Origin of the sequence: Aquimarina penaris (genome assembly GCF_040786285.1) — a bacterium.
GTDB lineage: Bacteria > Bacteroidota > Bacteroidia > Flavobacteriales > Flavobacteriaceae > Aquimarina.
The window spans coordinates 405,346-424,300 of the sequence record NZ_JBFMKQ010000002.1 but is presented as its reverse complement, the minus strand read 5'-3'; the positions used below and the strand labels follow the sequence as shown (position 1 = coordinate 424,300).

18 protein-coding genes and 5 tRNA genes are annotated in these 18,955 nt (G+C 33.8%); 2 read left to right on the top strand and 21 right to left on the bottom strand.

Going from position 1 to position 18,955, the window contains the following annotated elements:
- Positions 1 to 11: 11 nt before the first annotated feature.
- The 19 genes from rplK to ABW637_RS11370 form a co-directional block, all read right to left on the bottom strand.
- Positions 12 to 449, bottom strand: coding sequence for a 50S ribosomal protein L11 (rplK, locus tag ABW637_RS11460; RefSeq protein WP_210197189.1), 438 nt, complete (start codon positions 447 to 449; stop codon positions 12 to 14).
- 75 nt (positions 450 to 524) lie between these two features.
- Positions 525 to 1,079 carry a transcription termination/antitermination protein NusG gene (nusG, locus tag ABW637_RS11455; RefSeq protein WP_367585294.1) on the bottom strand — a complete coding sequence of 185 codons (555 nt, stop codon included), beginning with the start codon at positions 1,077 to 1,079 and terminating at the stop codon, positions 525 to 527.
- 9 nt (positions 1,080 to 1,088) lie between these two features.
- On the bottom strand, positions 1,089 to 1,286 hold the full coding sequence (gene secE / locus ABW637_RS11450) for a preprotein translocase subunit SecE (protein WP_367584826.1): 198 nt from the start codon (positions 1,284 to 1,286) through the stop codon (positions 1,089 to 1,091).
- Positions 1,287 to 1,440: 154 nt separating this feature from the next.
- Positions 1,441 to 1,513 (bottom strand) — tRNA-Trp (locus ABW637_RS11445).
- Between the two features lie 62 nt (positions 1,514 to 1,575).
- Positions 1,576 to 2,763 (bottom strand): elongation factor Tu, encoded by a 1,188-nt coding sequence (gene tuf / locus ABW637_RS11440; protein WP_367584825.1) that lies wholly within the window; start codon positions 2,761 to 2,763, stop codon positions 1,576 to 1,578.
- 57 nt (positions 2,764 to 2,820) lie between these two features.
- Positions 2,821 to 2,892 (bottom strand) — tRNA-Thr (locus tag ABW637_RS11435).
- 123 nt (positions 2,893 to 3,015) lie between these two features.
- A tRNA-Gly gene (locus ABW637_RS11430) sits at positions 3,016 to 3,088 on the bottom strand.
- A 54-nt stretch (positions 3,089 to 3,142) separates the two neighbouring features.
- Positions 3,143 to 3,224, bottom strand: a tRNA-Tyr gene (locus tag ABW637_RS11425).
- A 132-nt stretch (positions 3,225 to 3,356) separates the two neighbouring features.
- Positions 3,357 to 3,430 (bottom strand) — tRNA-Thr (locus ABW637_RS11420).
- Between the two features lie 101 nt (positions 3,431 to 3,531).
- The gene (hpf, locus tag ABW637_RS11415; protein WP_367584824.1) at positions 3,532 to 3,834 is read right to left on the bottom strand and encodes a ribosome hibernation-promoting factor, HPF/YfiA family; all 303 of its coding nucleotides are present in this window, start codon (positions 3,832 to 3,834) and stop codon (positions 3,532 to 3,534) included.
- A 70-nt stretch (positions 3,835 to 3,904) separates the two neighbouring features.
- Complete coding sequence (locus ABW637_RS11410) at positions 3,905 to 4,795, bottom strand: tyrosine-type recombinase/integrase (protein WP_367584823.1); 891 nt, start codon at positions 4,793 to 4,795, stop codon at positions 3,905 to 3,907.
- A gap of 117 nt (positions 4,796 to 4,912) precedes the next feature.
- Entirely contained in the window at positions 4,913 to 5,107 is a 195-nt protein-coding gene (gene rpsU, locus ABW637_RS11405) for a 30S ribosomal protein S21 (protein WP_024768892.1), read from the bottom strand.
- A gap of 88 nt (positions 5,108 to 5,195) precedes the next feature.
- Positions 5,196 to 6,575: an alpha-amylase gene (locus tag ABW637_RS11400; protein ID WP_367584822.1), complete on the bottom strand. Its 1,380-nt coding sequence runs from the start codon at positions 6,573 to 6,575 to the stop codon at positions 5,196 to 5,198.
- A 256-nt stretch (positions 6,576 to 6,831) separates the two neighbouring features.
- Entirely contained in the window at positions 6,832 to 7,998 is a 1,167-nt protein-coding gene (locus ABW637_RS11395; protein ID WP_367584821.1) for an acyl-CoA dehydrogenase family protein, read from the bottom strand.
- Between the two features lie 138 nt (positions 7,999 to 8,136).
- The gene (locus ABW637_RS11390) at positions 8,137 to 9,006 is read right to left on the bottom strand and encodes a ComEA family DNA-binding protein (protein WP_367584820.1); all 870 of its coding nucleotides are present in this window, start codon (positions 9,004 to 9,006) and stop codon (positions 8,137 to 8,139) included.
- A 10-nt stretch (positions 9,007 to 9,016) separates the two neighbouring features.
- The gene (locus tag ABW637_RS11385; protein WP_367584819.1) at positions 9,017 to 10,621 is read right to left on the bottom strand and encodes an alanine/glycine:cation symporter family protein; all 1,605 of its coding nucleotides are present in this window, start codon (positions 10,619 to 10,621) and stop codon (positions 9,017 to 9,019) included.
- A 99-nt stretch (positions 10,622 to 10,720) separates the two neighbouring features.
- Positions 10,721 to 11,737: a potassium channel family protein gene (locus tag ABW637_RS11380; protein ID WP_367584818.1), complete on the bottom strand. Its 1,017-nt coding sequence runs from the start codon at positions 11,735 to 11,737 to the stop codon at positions 10,721 to 10,723.
- Positions 11,734 to 11,955, bottom strand: a complete 222-nt coding sequence (locus ABW637_RS11375; RefSeq protein ID WP_035085698.1) for a PspC family transcriptional regulator — start codon at positions 11,953 to 11,955, stop codon at positions 11,734 to 11,736. The genes ABW637_RS11380 and ABW637_RS11375 overlap by 4 nt, the downstream gene beginning before the upstream one ends.
- 29 nt (positions 11,956 to 11,984) lie before the next feature.
- Positions 11,985 to 13,265, bottom strand: a complete 1,281-nt coding sequence (locus ABW637_RS11370) for a DUF2851 family protein (protein WP_367584817.1) — start codon at positions 13,263 to 13,265, stop codon at positions 11,985 to 11,987.
- A 200-nt stretch (positions 13,266 to 13,465) separates the two neighbouring features.
- Between ABW637_RS11370 and ABW637_RS11365 the strand changes: the two genes are divergently transcribed.
- Complete coding sequence (locus ABW637_RS11365) at positions 13,466 to 14,320, top strand: peroxiredoxin family protein (protein ID WP_367584816.1); 855 nt, start codon at positions 13,466 to 13,468, stop codon at positions 14,318 to 14,320.
- 292 nt (positions 14,321 to 14,612) lie between these two features.
- Here ABW637_RS11365 and ABW637_RS11360 read toward each other — a convergent pair whose 3' ends face one another.
- On the bottom strand, positions 14,613 to 15,581 hold the full coding sequence (locus ABW637_RS11360; RefSeq protein WP_367584815.1) for a helix-turn-helix domain-containing protein: 969 nt from the start codon (positions 15,579 to 15,581) through the stop codon (positions 14,613 to 14,615).
- 160 nt (positions 15,582 to 15,741) lie between these two features.
- On the bottom strand, positions 15,742 to 17,103 hold the full coding sequence (locus ABW637_RS11355) for a pyridoxal-phosphate dependent enzyme (protein WP_367584814.1): 1,362 nt from the start codon (positions 17,101 to 17,103) through the stop codon (positions 15,742 to 15,744).
- A gap of 229 nt (positions 17,104 to 17,332) precedes the next feature.
- On the opposite strand from ABW637_RS11355, the gene ABW637_RS11350 reads away from it, so the two are divergent.
- Positions 17,333 to 18,952, top strand: a complete 1,620-nt coding sequence (locus tag ABW637_RS11350; protein WP_367584813.1) for a tetratricopeptide repeat protein — start codon at positions 17,333 to 17,335, stop codon at positions 18,950 to 18,952.
- Positions 18,953 to 18,955 lie beyond the last annotated feature (3 nt).

Below are 18,955 nucleotides of genomic sequence, written 5' to 3'. Positions count from 1 at the left end.
ACGTTTTTGGATTAAAAAGGAGCTTGTCCTTTTACAGTTACACCCATTGAACGAGCGGTACCAGCAATCATTTTCATAGCAGACTCTACCGTAAATGCATTTAAATCCTGCATTTTGTCTTCTGCTATTGTGCGAACTTGATCCCAAGTAACACTAGCCACTTTTTTACGATTAGGCTCTCCAGAACCTTTCTTCTGTTTTGCTGCTTCCAGTATTTGAACAGCTGCAGGAGGAGTTTTAATAACAAAATCAAAAGATTTGTCTTTGTACACATTGATAACCACTGGTAATACCTTACCAGCTTTATCTTGTGTTCTACCATTGAATTGCTTACAGAATTCCATGATATTTACTCCGGCAGCACCTAAAGCAGGTCCAACTGGTGGGGATGGGTTTGCCGCTCCACCACGTACTTGTAATTTTACAACCTTACTTAACTCTTTAGCCATTTTTCTAATTTTAAATTAGAATTGTTCTGTATGTGGAAGCAAAAGAACAATTCTGGATATATAATGTAACAATTATTATACTTTTTCAACTTGCATATAACTCAACTCTAATGGTGTTTTTCTTCCAAAGATCTTCACCATTACTTCAAGCTTACGCTTTTCTTCATTTACCTTCTCGACAGTACCATTAAAACCATTAAATGGACCATCGATAACTTTTACCGTTTCTCCTACTGTGTAAGGGATAGCAACATTATCAGTTTTTACTGCAAGTTCATCCACCTTACCAAGCATTCTATTAATCTCAGCTTTTCTCAAAGGAACAGGATCTCCGCCTTTCACTTCACCAAGAAAACCTATAACTCCGTTTATAGATTTTATAATGTGTGGTATTTCTCCAGATAAGTTAGCTTCTATCATCACATAACCCGGAAAATACACACGTTCCTTGTTTATTTTTTTTCCATTACGAATCTGAACCACTTTTTCGGTAGGCACAAGAATCTGGGAAACATAATCTTCAAGACCCATATGAGCTATTTCACGCTCGATATAGTCTTTAACTTTGTTTTCCTGACCACTAACCGCCCTAACAACGTACCACTTCTTTGAATTATCCACCTCGGCCATTTTCACAATTTAAGATTTAACTAAAGTAAAATAATACTCTATCATATTACTAAACACTGTATCAATTCCCCAGATAGCCAGAGAAAAAATAACCGAAAAAACAATCACGACTAAGGTAAGCCTTTGCGCTTCTGCCCAAGGAGTCCAAGTCACATGATTTTTTAACTCGTTATATGATTCTGCAATGTAATTTATTAATCCAGCCATCTTGTATATTTTTTAACGAATTGAAATTATTTCACTTCGTAAATAAAATTTATCACTTAATTCAATCAACAATTCATCAAAACCATTAATTGTTTACTCAGAATTCAACTACCTCAAACCATGTTTTAGACACCCAAATCCCTCATATAATATGCACGGGTTGAGAGACTCGAACTCCCGACACCTGGTTTTGGAGACCAGTGCTCTACCAACTGAGCTAAACCCGTATATACATAAGGCAAGGTATTCACCTTAATGAATACCTTACTCTTATATATAATATATTGTATTAGTCTAAAATTTCAGTAACCTGACCAGCACCTACTGTTCTACCACCTTCACGGATAGCAAAACGAAGACCAACATTCATTGCAATTGTTTGAATTAACTCAACTGTAATTGTTAAGTTATCTCCAGGCATTACCATTTCTACTCCATCAGGAAGTGCAATATTTCCTGTTACATCAGTTGTACGTACGTAGAACTGAGGACGGTAGTTATTATGGAATGGAGTGTGACGTCCACCCTCTTCTTTCTTAAGGATATACACCTCAGCTTTGAATTTCTTATGTGGAGTTACAGATCCTGGTTTAGTAATTACCATACCACGAGAAATCTGAGTCTTTTCAATACCTCTTAATAAGATACCTGCATTATCTCCAGCCTCTCCTCTATCAAGGATCTGACGGAACATCTCAATTCCTGTTATAGTAGAAGTTAATTTCTCTGCTCCCATACCAATGATCTCTACAGGATCTCCAGTGTTAGCAATACCAGTTTCAATACGACCAGTAGCAACAGTACCACGACCAGTAATAGAGAATACATCTTCAATAGGCATTAAGAAATCTTTTTCTACATCACGCTTAGGTAATTCGATCCACTCATCAACCTGCTTCATTAATTCCATAACCGTATCAACCCACTTTTGCTCTCCGTTAAGAGCTCCAAGAGCAGAACCAGCAACTACAGGACCATTATCACCATCATACTCGTAGAAAGACAATAAGTCTCTTATCTCCATCTCTACTAATTCAAGTAATTCCTCATCATCAACCATATCCACTTTATTCATGAATACAACAATTCTTGGAATACCTACCTGACGACCTAAAAGGATATGCTCACGAGTTTGTGGCATTGGACCATCTGTAGCAGCAACCACTAAGATCGCACCGTCCATTTGAGCAGCACCAGTAACCATGTTCTTTACGTAATCGGCGTGACCTGGACAGTCAACGTGAGCGTAGTGACGATTTTCTGTTTGATACTCTACGTGAGATGTATTAATTGTAATACCTCTTTCTTTTTCTTCAGGAGCGTTATCGATTTGATCGAAATCTCTTGCTTCAGAAAGACCTGCATCCGCTAATACCTTAGTAATCGCAGCAGTTAAAGTCGTTTTACCGTGATCAACGTGTCCAATAGTACCAATATTTAAGTGCGGTTTGGAACGATCAAAAGTTTCCTTTGCCATAATTAATTTATTTAATCTTAGTTATATATTAGTGTTCAATTTATGCTTTGCACTAAGAGCCAATGACGAGATTTGAACTCGTGACCTCTTCCTTACCAAGGAAACGCTCTACCCCTGAGCTACACCGGCTTTTTAACAAGTATAATGACAAACCAGAGCGCTTTCATTATTTAGAAAGAAATCCGATCAATCATTATATCTATTTTAAAAATCCAATCCTAACCAGCGATGATTAAAATCAGCTCTGTTGAGAGCGGGAGACCAGGTTCGAACTGGCGACATTCAGCTTGGAAGGCTGACGCTCTACCAACTGAGCTACTCCCGCATTATAATCCATAATTATCAAGCAAAACATGGATTATGTTTTTAAAACTTATTGTGGGGAGAGCAGGATTCGAACCTGCGAAGACATAGTCAGCAGATTTACAGTCTGCCCTCGTTGGCCGCTTGAGTATCTCCCCAATTGATAAATTCAAAATTTCAATTTCATCATGAACTTATGAAATTTGAGTGTGCAAAAATAGTCATTTATTTTACAATTCAAAATTTCATCAAAAAAGCTTCAATTTTTTTTAAAATTTCAACTTTTTTTGAGCCGATGGAGGGACTCGAACCCACGACCTGCTGATTACAAATCAGCTGCTCTAGCCAGCTGAGCTACATCGGCTTTTCACTATGTTTTAGAACATAAAAAAGTCCGCTATTTCTAACGGACTGCAAATGTATAATAATTTATTTTTTACACAAAACTATTTCCAAAAAAAATAGTCAAACATGTGCATTTAATTTTTCCTTTCGTTTTTTCAATTGTCTTTCTAATGAACTAACACACTCATCCACACCCCCTTCAAATGTTTTATGGATTTTTTTAATTATAAATTCATCTCCAGGTACACTTAATAAAATTTCTGTAATTTTATTTTCTTTACCACTTGTATTCATAACTTTTAGAAATACATCGGCATGAATAATACGATTAAAATGATTTTCAAGTTTATCCAATTTAGCTTGAACAAAATCTACCAACTTTTGATCTACATTAAAATTTACGGATTGCAAGTTCACTTTCATAGGTGTTAGTTTAATTGGTTGAACAAATATTTTGAGCCAAAAAGAGTGATAATTCTACTTCTTTATCCTATTACTTTTTATTCCTTGGGTGGGATTGTTTATAAACTTTTGTTAGTTGAGCCACACTATGATGAGTATACACCTGAGTAGCCGCTAAACTGGAATGACCGAGTAATTCTTTTACAGCATTTAAATTAGCACCTTCGTTAAGTAAATGAGTAGCAAATGAGTGTCTTAAAATATGCGGACTCTTTTTCACCTTTGAAGACGCCTTACTAAAATAACTATTTATGATTCGATACACAAGTGTTTCGTATATTTTAACTCCTTTTTTAGTCAACAATAAAGAAGAGCTCTCTGTATCCTTAATTATTTCTAACCTAAGATTTAAATAATGCTCTAGTGTACCACAAACTGAAGAAAGTAAAGGTAAGTATCGCTCTTTATTTCTCTTTCCTAATACTTTTATTTGCTGATTACCTAAATCTACATCTGAAAGCTTTAGGTTGACCAACTCGATTCTACGAATACCAGTAGCATAAAAAAGCTCTATTATTAATTTATCTCTTACACTTTCAAAATCCTGATGATCTGTAAGCTCTTCTAAAACATCATCAACTTCTTGAGTAGAGAACGGAATTTGAAGTTTTTTTGGAGCCTTGAGGGCTTGATGTTTTGCTAAAGGGTTCTTATCGACAAGCCCGACTTTAAGCAAAAACTTATAATACGTTTTAAGCGAAGATACTTTTCTATTTACTGTACGGTTAGAAATACCTTTATCAACCAGTGCAACAATCCAGTAACGGATCTGAGAATACCCTGCTTTAGAAATATCTGAGATATCATATTCTTTTTGATAGAACTCTAAAAAAGAGAAGAGATCAGTTTTATACGCCGTAACCGTATGCGGCGAATATTTTTTTTCAAGAAGTAAGTAATCTGTAAACTCAGAGATAAACATAAAAAACCGTTAGAAAACAAAAGTATGAAACTTTTAGAATCCTAACGGTTAAATTTTATACTGAAAAACGAAGTCTTTCATTAATTCGAAAAGAACTATAGACTACGCTTCAACTTTTTAAATCTCTTCTTGATCTCTTAAATGCTGAATGTATTGCGCTTTTTGAATTTGCGCTCTTCTTTCAACAGAAGGTTTTGAAAACGCTTGACGCTTACGAAGCTGACGCATCGTTCCTGTTCGATCAAATTTTCTTTTAAAACGTTTTAACGCTCTATCTATATTTTCTCCGTCTTTAACTGGTATAATTAACATAGTTGCACCTCCTTTCTTTAGAAATAATTAGGGTGCAAATATACTACAAAACTATTACCTGCAAAGTTTTATTGAATAATATTTACTATTATTTTAAAGACCAAACAGAATACCCTTTTGGTGGCGCCTGAATTTTAACCCATTTACCTCCCTGAGTAGTTGGTTCCCAGCCTGAATTACCAGTATAATCTTTGATTTTTCTATTTGACCAATTTGTCTGAATCCATCTTTCTTTCCATGAATTAGAATTATTGATATATACAATCAAACCGTTCTTACCTCCTCCTCCATTTCTTCTTGCTATATACTCATCATTATCTGTCCAAAGGTTTGAAGTGTTTCCACCGGCAAGATTATTATGAATCCATATCAGATTGTTAAGCTTATTTTTGTCTAACCAATCTTCATAGTCTCTGTAGAACAATGCAGGATACCCCTCGTGAGTTAAAATATATGCATACGCTAATATTTTATTATTAATGATCTCATCTGTATCATGATTAGCTACAAAAGTAACTGCTCTAGAAGAATTTCTCTTCCATAGCATATCTCCGCTAAGTGCATTTAGGTTATTACCCATAAATGCGTCTCTCATTTTATAATAACATCCAAAATCAAAAGCAGACATTTGAGCTTCGTTAACCCACCAATTTAAAGTATTCACATTTCCATCCCAATATTCTCCAACGGCAAATCCTCCTACAGCTCTATTAAATTCTTTTGCTACCCAAGGAGCAAAGCCTTTCACATAATCAAATCTCCAACCATCAAACTTCATGGTATTTTTGTAGTATTTCGCTACAGAATTAGATCGTTTCCATAACCAATCCTGTACATACGGTTTATTATGACTTAAATCAGGAAATCCACCAAAGAAACCACTATCAGAATTGTATTGGTCATTTGGGTGAAAATCATATTTTGTTCTATTAAACTTGCCTGATAGCGGTGTAAATTTTGTATACGTGCTTTTTCCTGCAAACTCGTTAGACTCCAGATCACCCCCGCTATTATGATTGAGCACCATATCTGCAATAACACTTAGACCGTTATTATGCGCAGAGGAGATCAAACTCACCAATTCTGACCTAGAACCAAATCGGGTTTCTGTACTTCCCATTTGGTTATACTCTCCAAAATCATAATAATCAAAGGGATCATACCCCATTGAGAAGGCACCATTCTGCGCTTTACTTACCGGTGGAAGCCAAATTGCATCGACTCCGGCATTACTCCAGGCTCCTACTTTACCCTTTACAACATTCCACCAGGTACCCCCGGCAGGAACATCCCAATAAAAGGCTTGCATCATTACTCCAGAACCGATTGGTTTCAGAGCTTTTGCAGAATACTCTTGTTGAAGATCATTTGACTCTGATTGAACGGAATCAAGATCCTCTTCTTTGCTACAGCTAATGAATAAAAAAGCCCCAGCAAGAAATACGTAAAAAAACTTACTTAATTTCATAAATATTTAGTGTTTTGTGTTAATTTTTTTTGAAATTAAGAATTTCATTAAGAACGAAAACGTTTGAAAAAATACGAAAACGTTTGCGTGTTGATAAAACATTAAGAATCAATATTTACTACTAGTAAAAAACGTTAGATTAAGGAAATTCCATAAAAAAAGTGCGACATAAATATCGCACTTTTTTCTTTTTTTGGATAAATCATAAAGGTTAACTACCTAAACGTAAACCTCATACAAAATAACCTAGTACATTCTATGTTGCCGGTTTATATTCTTTTTTATCAATGACCATCTTGGCAATAATTTCTCTTAAAATCTCAGACGTTCCTCCTCCGATTGGCCCCAATCTACTGTCACGTGACAATCGTGCAAGAGGATATTCTTCCATATACCCGTATCCACCTAGAAGTTGCAGACAATTATAGACTACTTCATCGGCAATTTTTGTTGAAAGCAATTTAGACATACTGGCTTCTTTAACTACATATTGTCCCTGATCTAGCCTTTTGGTTATCGAATAGTTAAATTCTTTACACATCTCTATTTCGCTAGCCATATTAGCTACAGAATGCCTCAATGCCTGAAACTTATCAATCGTTTTCCCAAAAGCTTCTCGTTCTGACATATATTTTATAGCATACTCTAAAGCATACTCAGATCTTGCATGTGCATTAACTCCCATGATTAATCTTTCTAGAGCAAAATGTTGCATTATATATGAGAAGCCTTTATTTTCTTCTCCCATTAAATTATGAGCAGGTATCTTTACATTGTCAAAAGCAATTTCACCTGTATCTGAAGCTCTCCAACCAAGTTTATCGAGTTTAGTTGCAGTAACTCCAGGTGTATCACGATCAATAACAAAAATACTGATCCCTTTATTTCCTATTTTAGGATCAGTTTTTGCTGCAATCACAAGGTAATCACTATACACCCCATTAGTTATAAAAGTTTTAGAACCATTAATTATATAATAGTCTCCTTCTTTAACAGCTGTGGTTCTCATCCCAGCAACATCAGACCCACCAAAAGGTTCTGTTATTGCCAAACAACCTATTTTTTCTCCAGAAATACTTGGTGTAAGGTATTCTTGCTTAATTCTATGATCTCCTTCTTTATTAATATGAGTCATTGCCAAATATGCGTGAGCCCACATTGCAGCAGCAAAACCACCTGAGTTGATTTTCTGCAATTCTTCTAAAAAAATTACGGTATAAAAAAGATCTAATCCAAGCCCTCCATACTCTTCGGGATATGCAATACCAAAATACCCCATCTCTCCGAATTTCTCCCAGATAAATCGATCGATATTTCCAGTTTCTTCCCACTTTTCGATATGCGGAACCACTTCCTTTTTAAGAAATTCTTTAAGGCTTTGCCTAAATAATTCGTGCTCTTCTGTAAAATACATATTGTTCATATGATAACTTGTGCTTTAATAGTTAGCATATCACTGCTTATAATGACAATAAAATATGAAGTAAGCCTTAAATCAAAACCATGATTTAGTTAACGTATTTTATGATTCATCAAAATTCACAGCAATTTTTTCCGATTATTAATTTAATGTCAAATATAAAGCTATTCTATCTATTTTTTCTAAAGAAAAACCTTCGATTTTTCCTAATTCGTTAAAGCTGGATATACCGCCTTTTTGCTCAATAAAATCTCTTACTTCTAAAGCCATTTCGAAAGTGAAATAAGGCACGGCTATCAAATCGTCTATTGAAGCCTTATTAATATTCACTTTTTCAATTACCTTTGGCGTTTTGACCGTAAACAAGGATAGCATTTTTTTTCTTTGATTATCATATAATCCTGAAACATCCTTAAGTTGTACATCACTTACAAAACCACCCAATTTATTTCTATATTTTACTATTCTCTCTGCAATGAAATCTGGTACATTTACTTTTCCCTGAAGTTGTTTTGCCGTAGCTGCATTTAAATCTTCTTTCTGAGCGTATGATTTTACCGGATAGGTTTTACTTGCATATTTCTTATACTTAGTCTTATTTTTCCATTCGGGAAACTTAAATAAAGGAGAGATTATCGCCAAAAGAGAATCTGAAACTTTTGATACTCTTTTAAAATCTGAGATAGAGTTGATCCACTTATCTTGACTTCTATATTCCTGCAGTCGATCCATTTCTTTGGCCGATAGACCCAATTGATATCCCTTATGATCAGAAATAAAGTTAGGATTAAAAGGTTTTAATCGGTATGTCTTTTTTTTCTGACTAGCCAATTCTTTTAAAGAATCTATTTGGTGTTGAAACTCGGATAACTCTACAAAACTCTGTTGTGGTTGTGTTGACTTCGGATAAAAATAATATCCCAACACAGCAACCAAAAGCAATATTGCCAAAAGAAAAATCCCATTTCGAAAACGTGAATGTATCTCGAAATGGGATTTAATATCTTTCATTGATCTATACTTATTTCTGAGAAGCTTTTATTGCTGTAAAATACCTTGCCAATTGCTTTTTAACCACAGGGAATAAGAAGTATAATCCAATCATATTAGGGAATACCATAGCAAAAATCATAGCATCAGAGAAATCCCAAATTGATTTCATACTAGCTGCTGCACCAATAACAACAAAAGTTAAGAATAATAGCTTATACACTAAATCTGCTTTCTTTCCTCTACCGAACAAAAATTTCCAGGATTGTAACCCATAATATGACCAAGATATCATTGTGGATACTGCGAAAAGAACCACAGCAATAGTTAAAAACACATTAGAATAAGGAATATACTTAGCAAATGCTTTTTGAGTAATCCCAGCACCTTCATATGAAATACCATCAATCATAACAGCTCCACTACCATCTCCTCCATACGCAAAAGCTCCATCAGAATTGAAAATAATGATTACCAATGCCGTCATGGTACAAATCACAACAGTATCAATAAATGGCTCTAACAATGCCACTAAACCTTCTGAAGCAGAATATTTGGTTTTAACAGCAGAGTGAGCAATTGATGCAGATCCGGCACCTGCTTCATTAGAAAATGCCGCTCTTTTAAACCCTACTAATAAAACACCAATAACTCCTCCAACACCTATAGCTTTAGGATTGAAGGCCTCGGTTATAATCATTCCAATTGCATCATCTATAAAGGAGAAATTACTAAAAATAATATATAAACACGCTATGATATAAAGTAATGCCATAAACGGAACCACTTTTTCAGTAACCGATGCAATTCTTTTAATTCCACCAATAATAATGATTCCAACCAAAATAGCTAGAATTATACCAATCCAAAATCCAGCTGCGGTACTTTCTAAACCTAATAGTTCTTTTAAAACCACAGTTGCCTGATTTGATTGTGCAGCATTTCCGCCACCAAACGAACCCCCTATACAAAAGATTGCAAAAACTACGGCTGCAATTTTACCCAGCCAAACAAATCCTTTTTCTTTAAGTCCTTTACTCAAATAATACATCGGTCCGCCGTAAACGGTTCCATCTTCTCCTACATCTCTATACTGTACACCAAGAGTACATTCTACAAATTTTGTAGACATACCAAGGAAACCACAAATAATCATCCAAAACGTAGCTCCCGGTCCCCCCAGAGCAATTGCTAATGCAACACCTGCAATATTACCGTTACCCACTGTTCCTGATACTGCGGTTGCCAGTGCTTGAAAATGCGAAACTTCACCTTCTTTGGATTCATCTCTTATTGTATCTCTAATATCTCCCTCTACTATATTTACTTCGGGTTTTCCCTCTATCCCATGTCCTTCGACATCATCATATTTACCTCGTACCACATTGATTGCTTTAGCGAAGTATCTAACATTAGGAAAACCAAAATAGATAGTAAAAAATAAGGCACTTAACACCAATAGTATTAAAACAAATGGTGTACCTCCGATGGTAAAGAAAATTACATTTGAGAAAAAGTCTGAAACTGGTTGAAAACCTTCATCTATTCTTTGATCGAGGCCTTTTTCTGCAGTTTCTTGTGCGAATGTTATAAATGGGGTTGTGAATGCTAAAAGTGAAAGAAGAATTCTCTTCATGATTATGTGAGTTAATTGAATTTAGTTATTAAGAAGCCAGCAAGATGCTAAAAAAAACGGTTGTGTACAATTTTTAGAGAGTTAAATGTTCGGTAATTGTTAAATATTGAACTCTTTATTTAACAGATTAATCTGCTCAGGACGACCAAGAACTACAATCTTAGAACCCGGTTTTAACAGTGTATCTGCTTCTGGATTTACAATGTACTCTCCTTCGGGAGACTTATAACCAATGATGGTACATCCTGTTCTGGATCTCATGTCTATATTACGAATTGTTCTTTCTTTAAGATCATCAAATAATTCTTCAAAAGATACTTCTTCTATATTAATAGATCGTTTACCTACAATAGAAAGGTTATCTAAAAACTCTATTAAATCAGGAACCACTACCAATGATGCCATATGATCTCCACCTATACGGTCTGGCATGATTACATTATCTGCTCCTGCCAATCTTATTTTTTTATAAGAGGTATCTAGGGAAGCTCTACTAATTATTTTTAAATTCTTATTAATTTGTCTTGCAGATAATACAATAAATAGGTTATCTGCATCTTCGGGTAAAGTACAGATCAAACAGGCAGCCTTCTTAATACCGGCTTCAATCAAAACTTCATCCTCGGTAGCATTTCCTTTTAAAAAAATTAAATTATCGTTTTGATATCTTTGAATTACTTCATCATCCTTTTCGATAATAATAAATGGTTTTTCATAGGCTAACAATTTAACTGCCGATTGTTTTCCATTACGACCATAACCAATGATAATAATATGGTTTTCAAGCTTATCTATCATTTTTTGTGTTTTTCGATATTGAACTCTTTTGGGATCATTCTTACTCACAATATATTCTGTAATTACAGATACCGAATATGCAAATATAGATACACTGGTAGCAATCAAGAAAATTGTAAATAATTTGGCATTGTCATCCAAAGGTTGCACTTCGCTAAAACCAACAGTCGACATCGTAATTACAGTCATGTATAAGGCATCAACCCACGGATAATTAGAAAAAAACCGAAACCCTATTACCCCAATTACAATTACAGTAATTAATAAAATTAAAGCAATATATACTTTTCGTCTACCCCAATTGTAAATTTTTATCATAAGTCAAATACAGAAGTTCGTTTAGTATATACCAGGTCTTTCAGTTTTAGCCAAAATGCCATATTAAGATATATCACAAATCCCAGACCAGCAGTAGCAAAGGTTAAATAAATAAAAAACAAGCGTACATTCTTAGCTCGCATACCTAACCTATCAGCTAATCTAGAGGATACATAAAACCCATTGCGCTCTAAAAAGTGTCTTAGATTATATAGCATACCGCAAAATAATTATATTATCCTAAACTTTAACCTTGATTCAATAAATAATTACCAATAGCGCATTTTAAACAAGCTTTTTTATCACAATACTCATTTTTAAGTTGTAACATAGCTTGAGATTGCATTGCATTATTTATAGATACTTTTAAAGAAGCAAAATGATCTATAATACTATTCTTTTCAAATGGTAATTGAGACAGCAACTCAAAAATCTCCTCTTCAGGGTTTTTACCTTGACTTCTAGCATATATAAACTTAATAGGAATGATGGTATTAATTAAAAGAAGATTTATAAACGATTGTGTTACCTTCTTCTTTCTTGAGACAGATTCTTTTTCGAATGTATAATGATTTTTCCAAAAATCGCTTGTATCTACTTGAAAAAGTTGGTAAAAGTCGTTGATGCAATTTGTATTAATAATACTATCAAAAAGTTGTTGATGACTACAATATAGCTTAGCCAATTGCGCAAGACGAATTGTTGGAAAGTTCGGAGGTCTCAACCTGAAAAACTGAAATGGGATAACACCTTTATTATTAATATTGAATTTGTTTCGTAAAAAATCATATTCTTTCTTAAGGCTTTTAGTGTACTCCGTTTCATGCTTGGTAGTCAATAGATTTGCTTGACCAAAAAATAAGGCTTCTAACCTGTTTAGATCTTTACTACATTTTTGAATAACCGAAAAATCTAAAGAATTAGCTAGACTAAGGAAAGATTCTCCATTAACCTTCAATCCAAAATTTTTGGCTAAAAGTTTAAACAACACTGCTTCCCAGTTATTTGTAGACTTTTTTAACAACTCTAAAATCAAAATCGACTTTTGCTCTAACCGCTCTATATACAATCTTTCTTGCCAATTAGATACTACAAAACCAGTAACTTCTGGTAATTGTTTCTCGCATGCTATCCAATTCGTGTTGTTTTTTTCAAAAAGTGCATGATAATGTACTAATATATTTTTCTGGACATAGTCTTTTAATTGCAGTGTGGGTATTTTGGTATTATCTCTTCTAAAAATCTCTGCATCCTCTTCCCAAACTACATGAAGAATTACATTATCATACGCACGATCATTTTCATGATTATGCACATACCAATCACTGGATTTACAATGTATTTCGACATTTCCTGCCCATTTCTGGTTTTCGATACTCATTTGAGCATTAAAAAAATCTGGACCTGAATTCTCGGTATTATGAACACCAACAAATTGTAAAATAACCTGTTGTTGATTCGTTGTTTTTAAATTAGAGAGTTCAAACTTTTTATGTTTCCATAGGTATTGAAGAAAATCTTCGTTCATTAATCCCAGTGTTGTTTATTTATTGATAGGTTTACCTTATAATAGAAAAGGTGGAATATACCTATTGTAGATTTTGGGTAGGAAGAAAAAGCTACACTAACGTATTTAAATATTTGCTGAAAATAATAAAAATTATTCTAATCTTGTAAGTCTATCGTTAAAGCGTGGACAAAAACAAAACAAATTCTTATCCAAACCCAATGAAAAACATTCTAAAATCAGTCTTTATATCTGTATTTCCTGTAGTAGCACTTTATTTCGTATTTGATAGCGTACTGCATCTAATCAACCATGGAATATCCTATAGATATATAGGGCGATTACTCATAGCTGCAACCATAGCCTTCTTTTTTGCCATGATTTTTATGAAACCTGTAGCCAGAACAGATGCAAATTTAAAAAAACACACCCTCCTTATAGGTATTGGTTTTTTGATTAGTATGGTATTTGGTGGGATTATTGAAAAGGACTTGAACGGTTCATTGCCCAGCGTTGGCTTATTTTTAGGTTGGGTTCTTTATATAAAATGGTATTCTGTATTTGAAGATAGGAAATCAAACAAAGCGATACACGTTGGAAATCAATTACCTGATTTCGAATTGCAAGATCCAGAAAAAAATAATGTAAATGTTTCTAAATTTATTGGCAATCCATCTATTTTTATGTTCTACAGAGGGAATTGGTGTCCTTTATGTATGGCACAAATCAAAGAAATTGCTTCGCAATACAAGGAGCTTGAGAAAAGAAACGTAAATATCGTTCTAATAAGCCCTCAACCACATGGACATACTAGATCTTTAGCCAAAAAATTTGGTGTACATTTTAATTTCTTAGTAGACCAAGGTAATAAAGTAGCTAAGCAATTGGATATTCTTTCTAAAAACGGAATACCCATGGGTTTTCAAACACTGGGCTATGATAGCGACACCGTGTTGCCAACCGTAATAATTACAAACAAAAAAGGAAAAATTATTTTTGCAGATCTCACTAATAATTATAGAGTACGACCAGAACCGGAAACATTTCTTACCATTTTAGACCAAGAAAACATGTAATTAATACCGTTATTTTGGCACTAATACCTTCTAAAAGGTAAGTTAATCCCTCATAAATTGTGTAATTATGGCTCATAATTCTTAAAATCTAGTTAATACTGCTACAAAATGTACTATTGGTAATATATTATGTATTAATGGAAACTCTAACAACAATTTCATTTCTTTACTTTGTTTCTAGAATTAAAGGGAAAATAATTCACAAAGACATAAAGATTACAAAACCCTAAGCTAAGTTGAGTTTGTGTTAGGTTATAGAAGGTTGTCAATTTTTGACGACCTTCTTTATTTTCTAGATATTGATATCGGGATAAATATCAAACTTATTAAAAAATGCTTTTCTAAATTTTGAAGAATTAGAATAATTCAGGCTATCCATTACTTCTTTAATAGATAATCCTTCACCAAATATCATATTATAAGAACTTTCTAATTTTTTATTATTAAAGAATTCTAAAGGCGTCTGATCATGGATCTCTTTAAACATATTAAAGAAATTTGTTCGACTCATATGTGCCATTGTAGCCAATTGGTCAACACCTACAAAGGGTTCATGAAGATTCTCTTTAAGATAATTACTCACCTTATAAATATTACCAACTTGGGCACTGTTAACATTAAAAGGGTTACTTTCGGTTTCCCATTTTAAAACATCTTTCCAAAAAGTTTCTAATAATCGTATTCCTCTAGCGATATAATAGAGGTAGTTTTCTACACTATCAAGACTAGGTTGCACGATTTGGTCAAAAAGATTAGATTGCCGGTACGAAAGATAGAATTTATCGATATGTTGATGCGAATAGCGAATATAACTATCTACTTTCTCAGCCATATCAGTGCTCTTCATAAAATAGGGCTTCGTGTATGAACTTTTAAGTACAATCATTGTGGACTTTACTTCTGCTCCTTTAGTAATAAAAACCTGTTCTCCTTGTCGAGCGTCCATACATCTCATATTACCGGGAGTATAACTATCAGAATATTTACTGATAATCTGATTCTCTTCTATTTGATGATCTAACGCATATTTTCTAAAATGAAGAATTATATCTTTTTCATCAATTGGTCTTCTAATGTATTCTATATCTGTATTTGCTTTATAATTATTTACTAAAAGAAATACTTCTGGAGATATTTTATAGTATGATAAATACCCTTCGCCTATTTCTGGCGGAAAATAAATTCGATCTGAAGAACTATTTGGATCCAACTGGGATCTAAAATAACCTCTTAATTTATCTATGTCAGAAAAATCAAACACATATTTACACATATACTACTACCCTTTAATCCTTACTTTATTGATGTATCTAGATAAATTATTCTAATAAAAACACAAAATTAAATATGAAAATAACCCCTTTACCAGCACATAACGCTAATAGAGGGGTTAAATTATACTAAAGATTAAAGATAAGGATTTATTTTATATGACTGATAACATCATACTTAGTAATAATATGGTGCTTTCCGTTTCCAAGGTCAACTAAAACAGCTGGATTTCCGTTTTTTATGAGTTTAGATATCTCATCTAACGAAGTTTTTGCATTCACTACCGGGAATGGATCTTTCATTACTTCTTTAATTGGAGTACTATCCATATTTTTATCTTCCATAAAGGCTTTAAACAAAGCACTCTCATCTACAGAGCCCACAAATCCTTCGCTATCAACAACCGGTATTTGTGAAATTTGAAATTTACGCATACGCTCTATAGCATGAGACACTAATTCCTCTGTTTTAACCGTAACTAATGGCTTTTCTGAGTGATCTTTTACCAAATCAACGGCCGTAGACACTTCCTCTTCAAGGAAACCGCGTTCACGCATCCAGTCATCATTAAACATTTTACCTACATATCGACTACCGTGATCGTGATACAATATAACGACTACGTCTTCTTTGGTAAAGTGTTCTTTTAATTGTAGTAACCCTTTAATTGCAGCTCCTGCACTATTCCCCAAAAACATTCCTTCTTCTTTGGCCAATCGTTGGGTATATATCGCCGCATCTTTATCGGTTACTTTGGTAAACCCATCGATTACCGAAAAATCTACATTTTTCGGAAGAATATCTTCCCCAATACCTTCAGTGATATAAGAATAGATCTCATTTTCATCAAAAATACCCGTTTCATGATACTTTTTAAATACCGAACCGTAGGTATCTACTCCCCAAATTTTGATATTTGGATTCTTTTCCTTCAGATATTTCCCTACTCCAGATATAGTTCCTCCGGTACCTACTCCTACAATAAAATGAGTTATTTTACCTTCAGTTTGTTCCCAAATCTCTGGTCCTGTACTTTCATAATGCGCCACGGCATTAGATGGGTTATCGTATTGGTTTACATACCACGAATTTGGTGTTTCTTCTGCTAATCTTTTTGAAACCGAGTAATAGGATCTTGGATCATCGGGTTCTACATTAGTAGGACACACCATTACTTTAGCACCTACAGCACGAAGAATATCCATTTTTTCTTTAGATTGCTTATCCGCCATGACACAGATTAACTTATACCCTTTTACAACGGCAACTAATGCTAATCCCATTCCTGTATTTCCTGAAGTCCCTTCGATAATGGTTCCTCCCGGTTTTAATCGACCATCGGCTTCTGCATCTTCAATCATTTTTACTGCCATACGATCTTTAACCGAGTTGCCAGGGTTAAACGTCTCATATTTAGCCAATACTAAGGCATCTACATCTTCAACTAAAGCATTCATTTTTACCAAAGGTGTGTTACCAATGGTTTCTAATATGTTTTTTGCGTATTCCACTATGTATAATTTTAATAACCCAATTTCTAGGGTATTTAACTTCGCAAAGATACGATCTAGAATATCGATTCCAATGTACTGATGAGAACTTTTTATTTTATGGTAATTTTATACTTTCCGTTTTAATAAAATACCTTTGCTAATCAGTGTATATTTAATGAAAGAATAGGATAAAATCTTTTTTCATTGTATCTATAAAAAACACATCTATTCTAATACTTTTGTTGTCATGAAATTTTATGTATTCATCATCATATTTTTTTCCATGTTTTCTTTTGTTCAAGGGCAGCAGAAATCAGAAAGTTTAGATACCCAGGATAGTTTAGAGGTTGAAAAATTGTATGGACTTGCCAAAGAAAATTCGGATCGCCGGCCAAATGAAGCTAAAAAATATCTCTATCAAGTTGTTCAATATATTGACAGTTTGGTAACTCCAAGACAGTCAAAAAATAATTATTTTAATAAAAGAAAGGCTGATGCCTATCACTTTCTTAGCTATTATGAACGTAGAGAACATAATTTTGATGAAGCTGCAATACTAGCTCAAAAAAGTATTGATATAAAACTTGCATATGGGTTAGACTCTTTATTAGCCACATCCTACCATCAAAAGGCCAAAGCCTGGATTTCAGTTTTAAATTCTATGGAAGACGGTATCAAGCAACTTGAAAAAGCAGAACAAGTTGCTCTAAAACATAAACAAACAAAGCAGTTGTTAGAGATATATAGCTCATTTGGTTCTGCTTATGGGGTAGCAAGTGATACTGTTAACGCCATGAAGTATTATAATAAATCCATCCAACTGGTTGATTCTATAGGGACAGATTATCAAAAAGCTGCGATGTATGCTAATTATGCAACTATACTAAGACGTTTTAATGACTACGAAGGTAATTTACCTTATTTACAGAAGGCCATAGCACTCCACAAGAAAAACAATAATAAAATAGGTTTAGAATCTGGTTTATACGCGCTAGGAATTCACTATACCAAAGTAGGCCAACCCCAAAAAGGCATAACGTATTTAAAACAAGCCATTGCTATGTGCTTAGCGTTGAAAAGTGAAGCGGCATTACCTTTTAGATACCTCGCTTTAAGTAGAAGTTATGAAGCTTTAGGAAACTATAAAGAGAGCCATAAAGCATATTTAGAATATCATACATTATTAGAAAAACGTAATGATGTTGAAGAAGCAAAAAAACTGGCGAAGCTTGAGACCACTTTTGCATATGAAAAACAAAAAGCAATAGATAGCCTTAAATTTGTTAAAGAAAAAAGGGAGTTAGAGTTAATCAATAAAGCAGAGAGTTCGAAAAAAAGATTGTATTTAACGCTTCTTATCACTGCGATCATGGCCGGAGTTGCAATAGGATATCTTATCAGAAGAATTTACAAAAATAAAACCCTTGTTGTTGCAAAAGAATTAGAAAAAAACAAACAGGAGTTGGCAGATTTCACCAAACAGTTGATTGAAAAAAGTGAAGCTCAAGAAACACTTAGCAGAGAACTAAAAGAATTAAAATCGGAGTTTGGAGAAAAAGAATCTATAAAAAATCTCCAAGAGCTTACTGCAGCAAAAATCTTAACTAAAGAAGACTGGTACACATTTAGAAAAAAATTCTCTAATGTACATCCAGGATTCTTTATTAAGATCAAAAATAGAGGGTTTCAACTCACCCAATCAGAAGAACGATTGATCGCCATGGAAAAACTAGAATTAGATACGAAACAAATTTCTAATATGTTAGCGATCTCTGAAGATAGTGTCATGATGAATCGTTACCGCCTTCGTAAAAAAATCAATGCCCCTAAAGGAGCACCCATTCTTGAATATCTTGAAAGAAATTAGAAA

What these genes read in the sequence shown, in the direction of transcription:
- rplK (WP_210197189.1), bottom strand. Translation starts at nt 449, where the DNA reads ATGGCTAAAGAGTTAAGTAAGGTTGTAAAATTACAAGTACGTGGTGGA.
- nusG (WP_367585294.1), bottom strand. Translation starts at nt 1,079, where the DNA reads ATGGCCGAGGTGGATAATTCAAAGAAGTGGTACGTTGTTAGGGCGGTT.
- secE (WP_367584826.1), bottom strand. Translation starts at nt 1,286, where the DNA reads ATGGCTGGATTAATAAATTACATTGCAGAATCATATAACGAGTTAAAA.
- tuf (WP_367584825.1), bottom strand. Translation starts at nt 2,763, where the DNA reads ATGGCAAAGGAAACTTTTGATCGTTCCAAACCGCACTTAAATATTGGT.
- hpf (WP_367584824.1), bottom strand. Translation starts at nt 3,834, where the DNA reads ATGAAAGTGAACTTGCAATCCGTAAATTTTAATGTAGATCAAAAGTTG.
- ABW637_RS11410 (WP_367584823.1), bottom strand. Translation starts at nt 4,795, where the DNA reads ATGTTTATCTCTGAGTTTACAGATTACTTACTTCTTGAAAAAAAATAT.
- rpsU (WP_024768892.1), bottom strand. Translation starts at nt 5,107, where the DNA reads ATGTTAATTATACCAGTTAAAGACGGAGAAAATATAGATAGAGCGTTA.
- ABW637_RS11400 (WP_367584822.1), bottom strand. Translation starts at nt 6,575, where the DNA reads ATGAAATTAAGTAAGTTTTTTTACGTATTTCTTGCTGGGGCTTTTTTA.
- ABW637_RS11395 (WP_367584821.1), bottom strand. Translation starts at nt 7,998, where the DNA reads ATGAACAATATGTATTTTACAGAAGAGCACGAATTATTTAGGCAAAGC.
- ABW637_RS11390 (WP_367584820.1), bottom strand. Translation starts at nt 9,006, where the DNA reads ATGAAAGATATTAAATCCCATTTCGAGATACATTCACGTTTTCGAAAT.
- ABW637_RS11385 (WP_367584819.1), bottom strand. Translation starts at nt 10,621, where the DNA reads ATGAAGAGAATTCTTCTTTCACTTTTAGCATTCACAACCCCATTTATA.
- ABW637_RS11380 (WP_367584818.1), bottom strand. Translation starts at nt 11,737, where the DNA reads ATGATAAAAATTTACAATTGGGGTAGACGAAAAGTATATATTGCTTTA.
- ABW637_RS11375 (WP_035085698.1), bottom strand. Translation starts at nt 11,955, where the DNA reads ATGCTATATAATCTAAGACACTTTTTAGAGCGCAATGGGTTTTATGTA.
- ABW637_RS11370 (WP_367584817.1), bottom strand. Translation starts at nt 13,265, where the DNA reads ATGAACGAAGATTTTCTTCAATACCTATGGAAACATAAAAAGTTTGAA.
- ABW637_RS11365 (WP_367584816.1), top strand. Translation starts at nt 13,466, where the DNA reads ATGAAAAACATTCTAAAATCAGTCTTTATATCTGTATTTCCTGTAGTA.
- ABW637_RS11350 (WP_367584813.1), top strand. Translation starts at nt 17,333, where the DNA reads ATGAAATTTTATGTATTCATCATCATATTTTTTTCCATGTTTTCTTTT.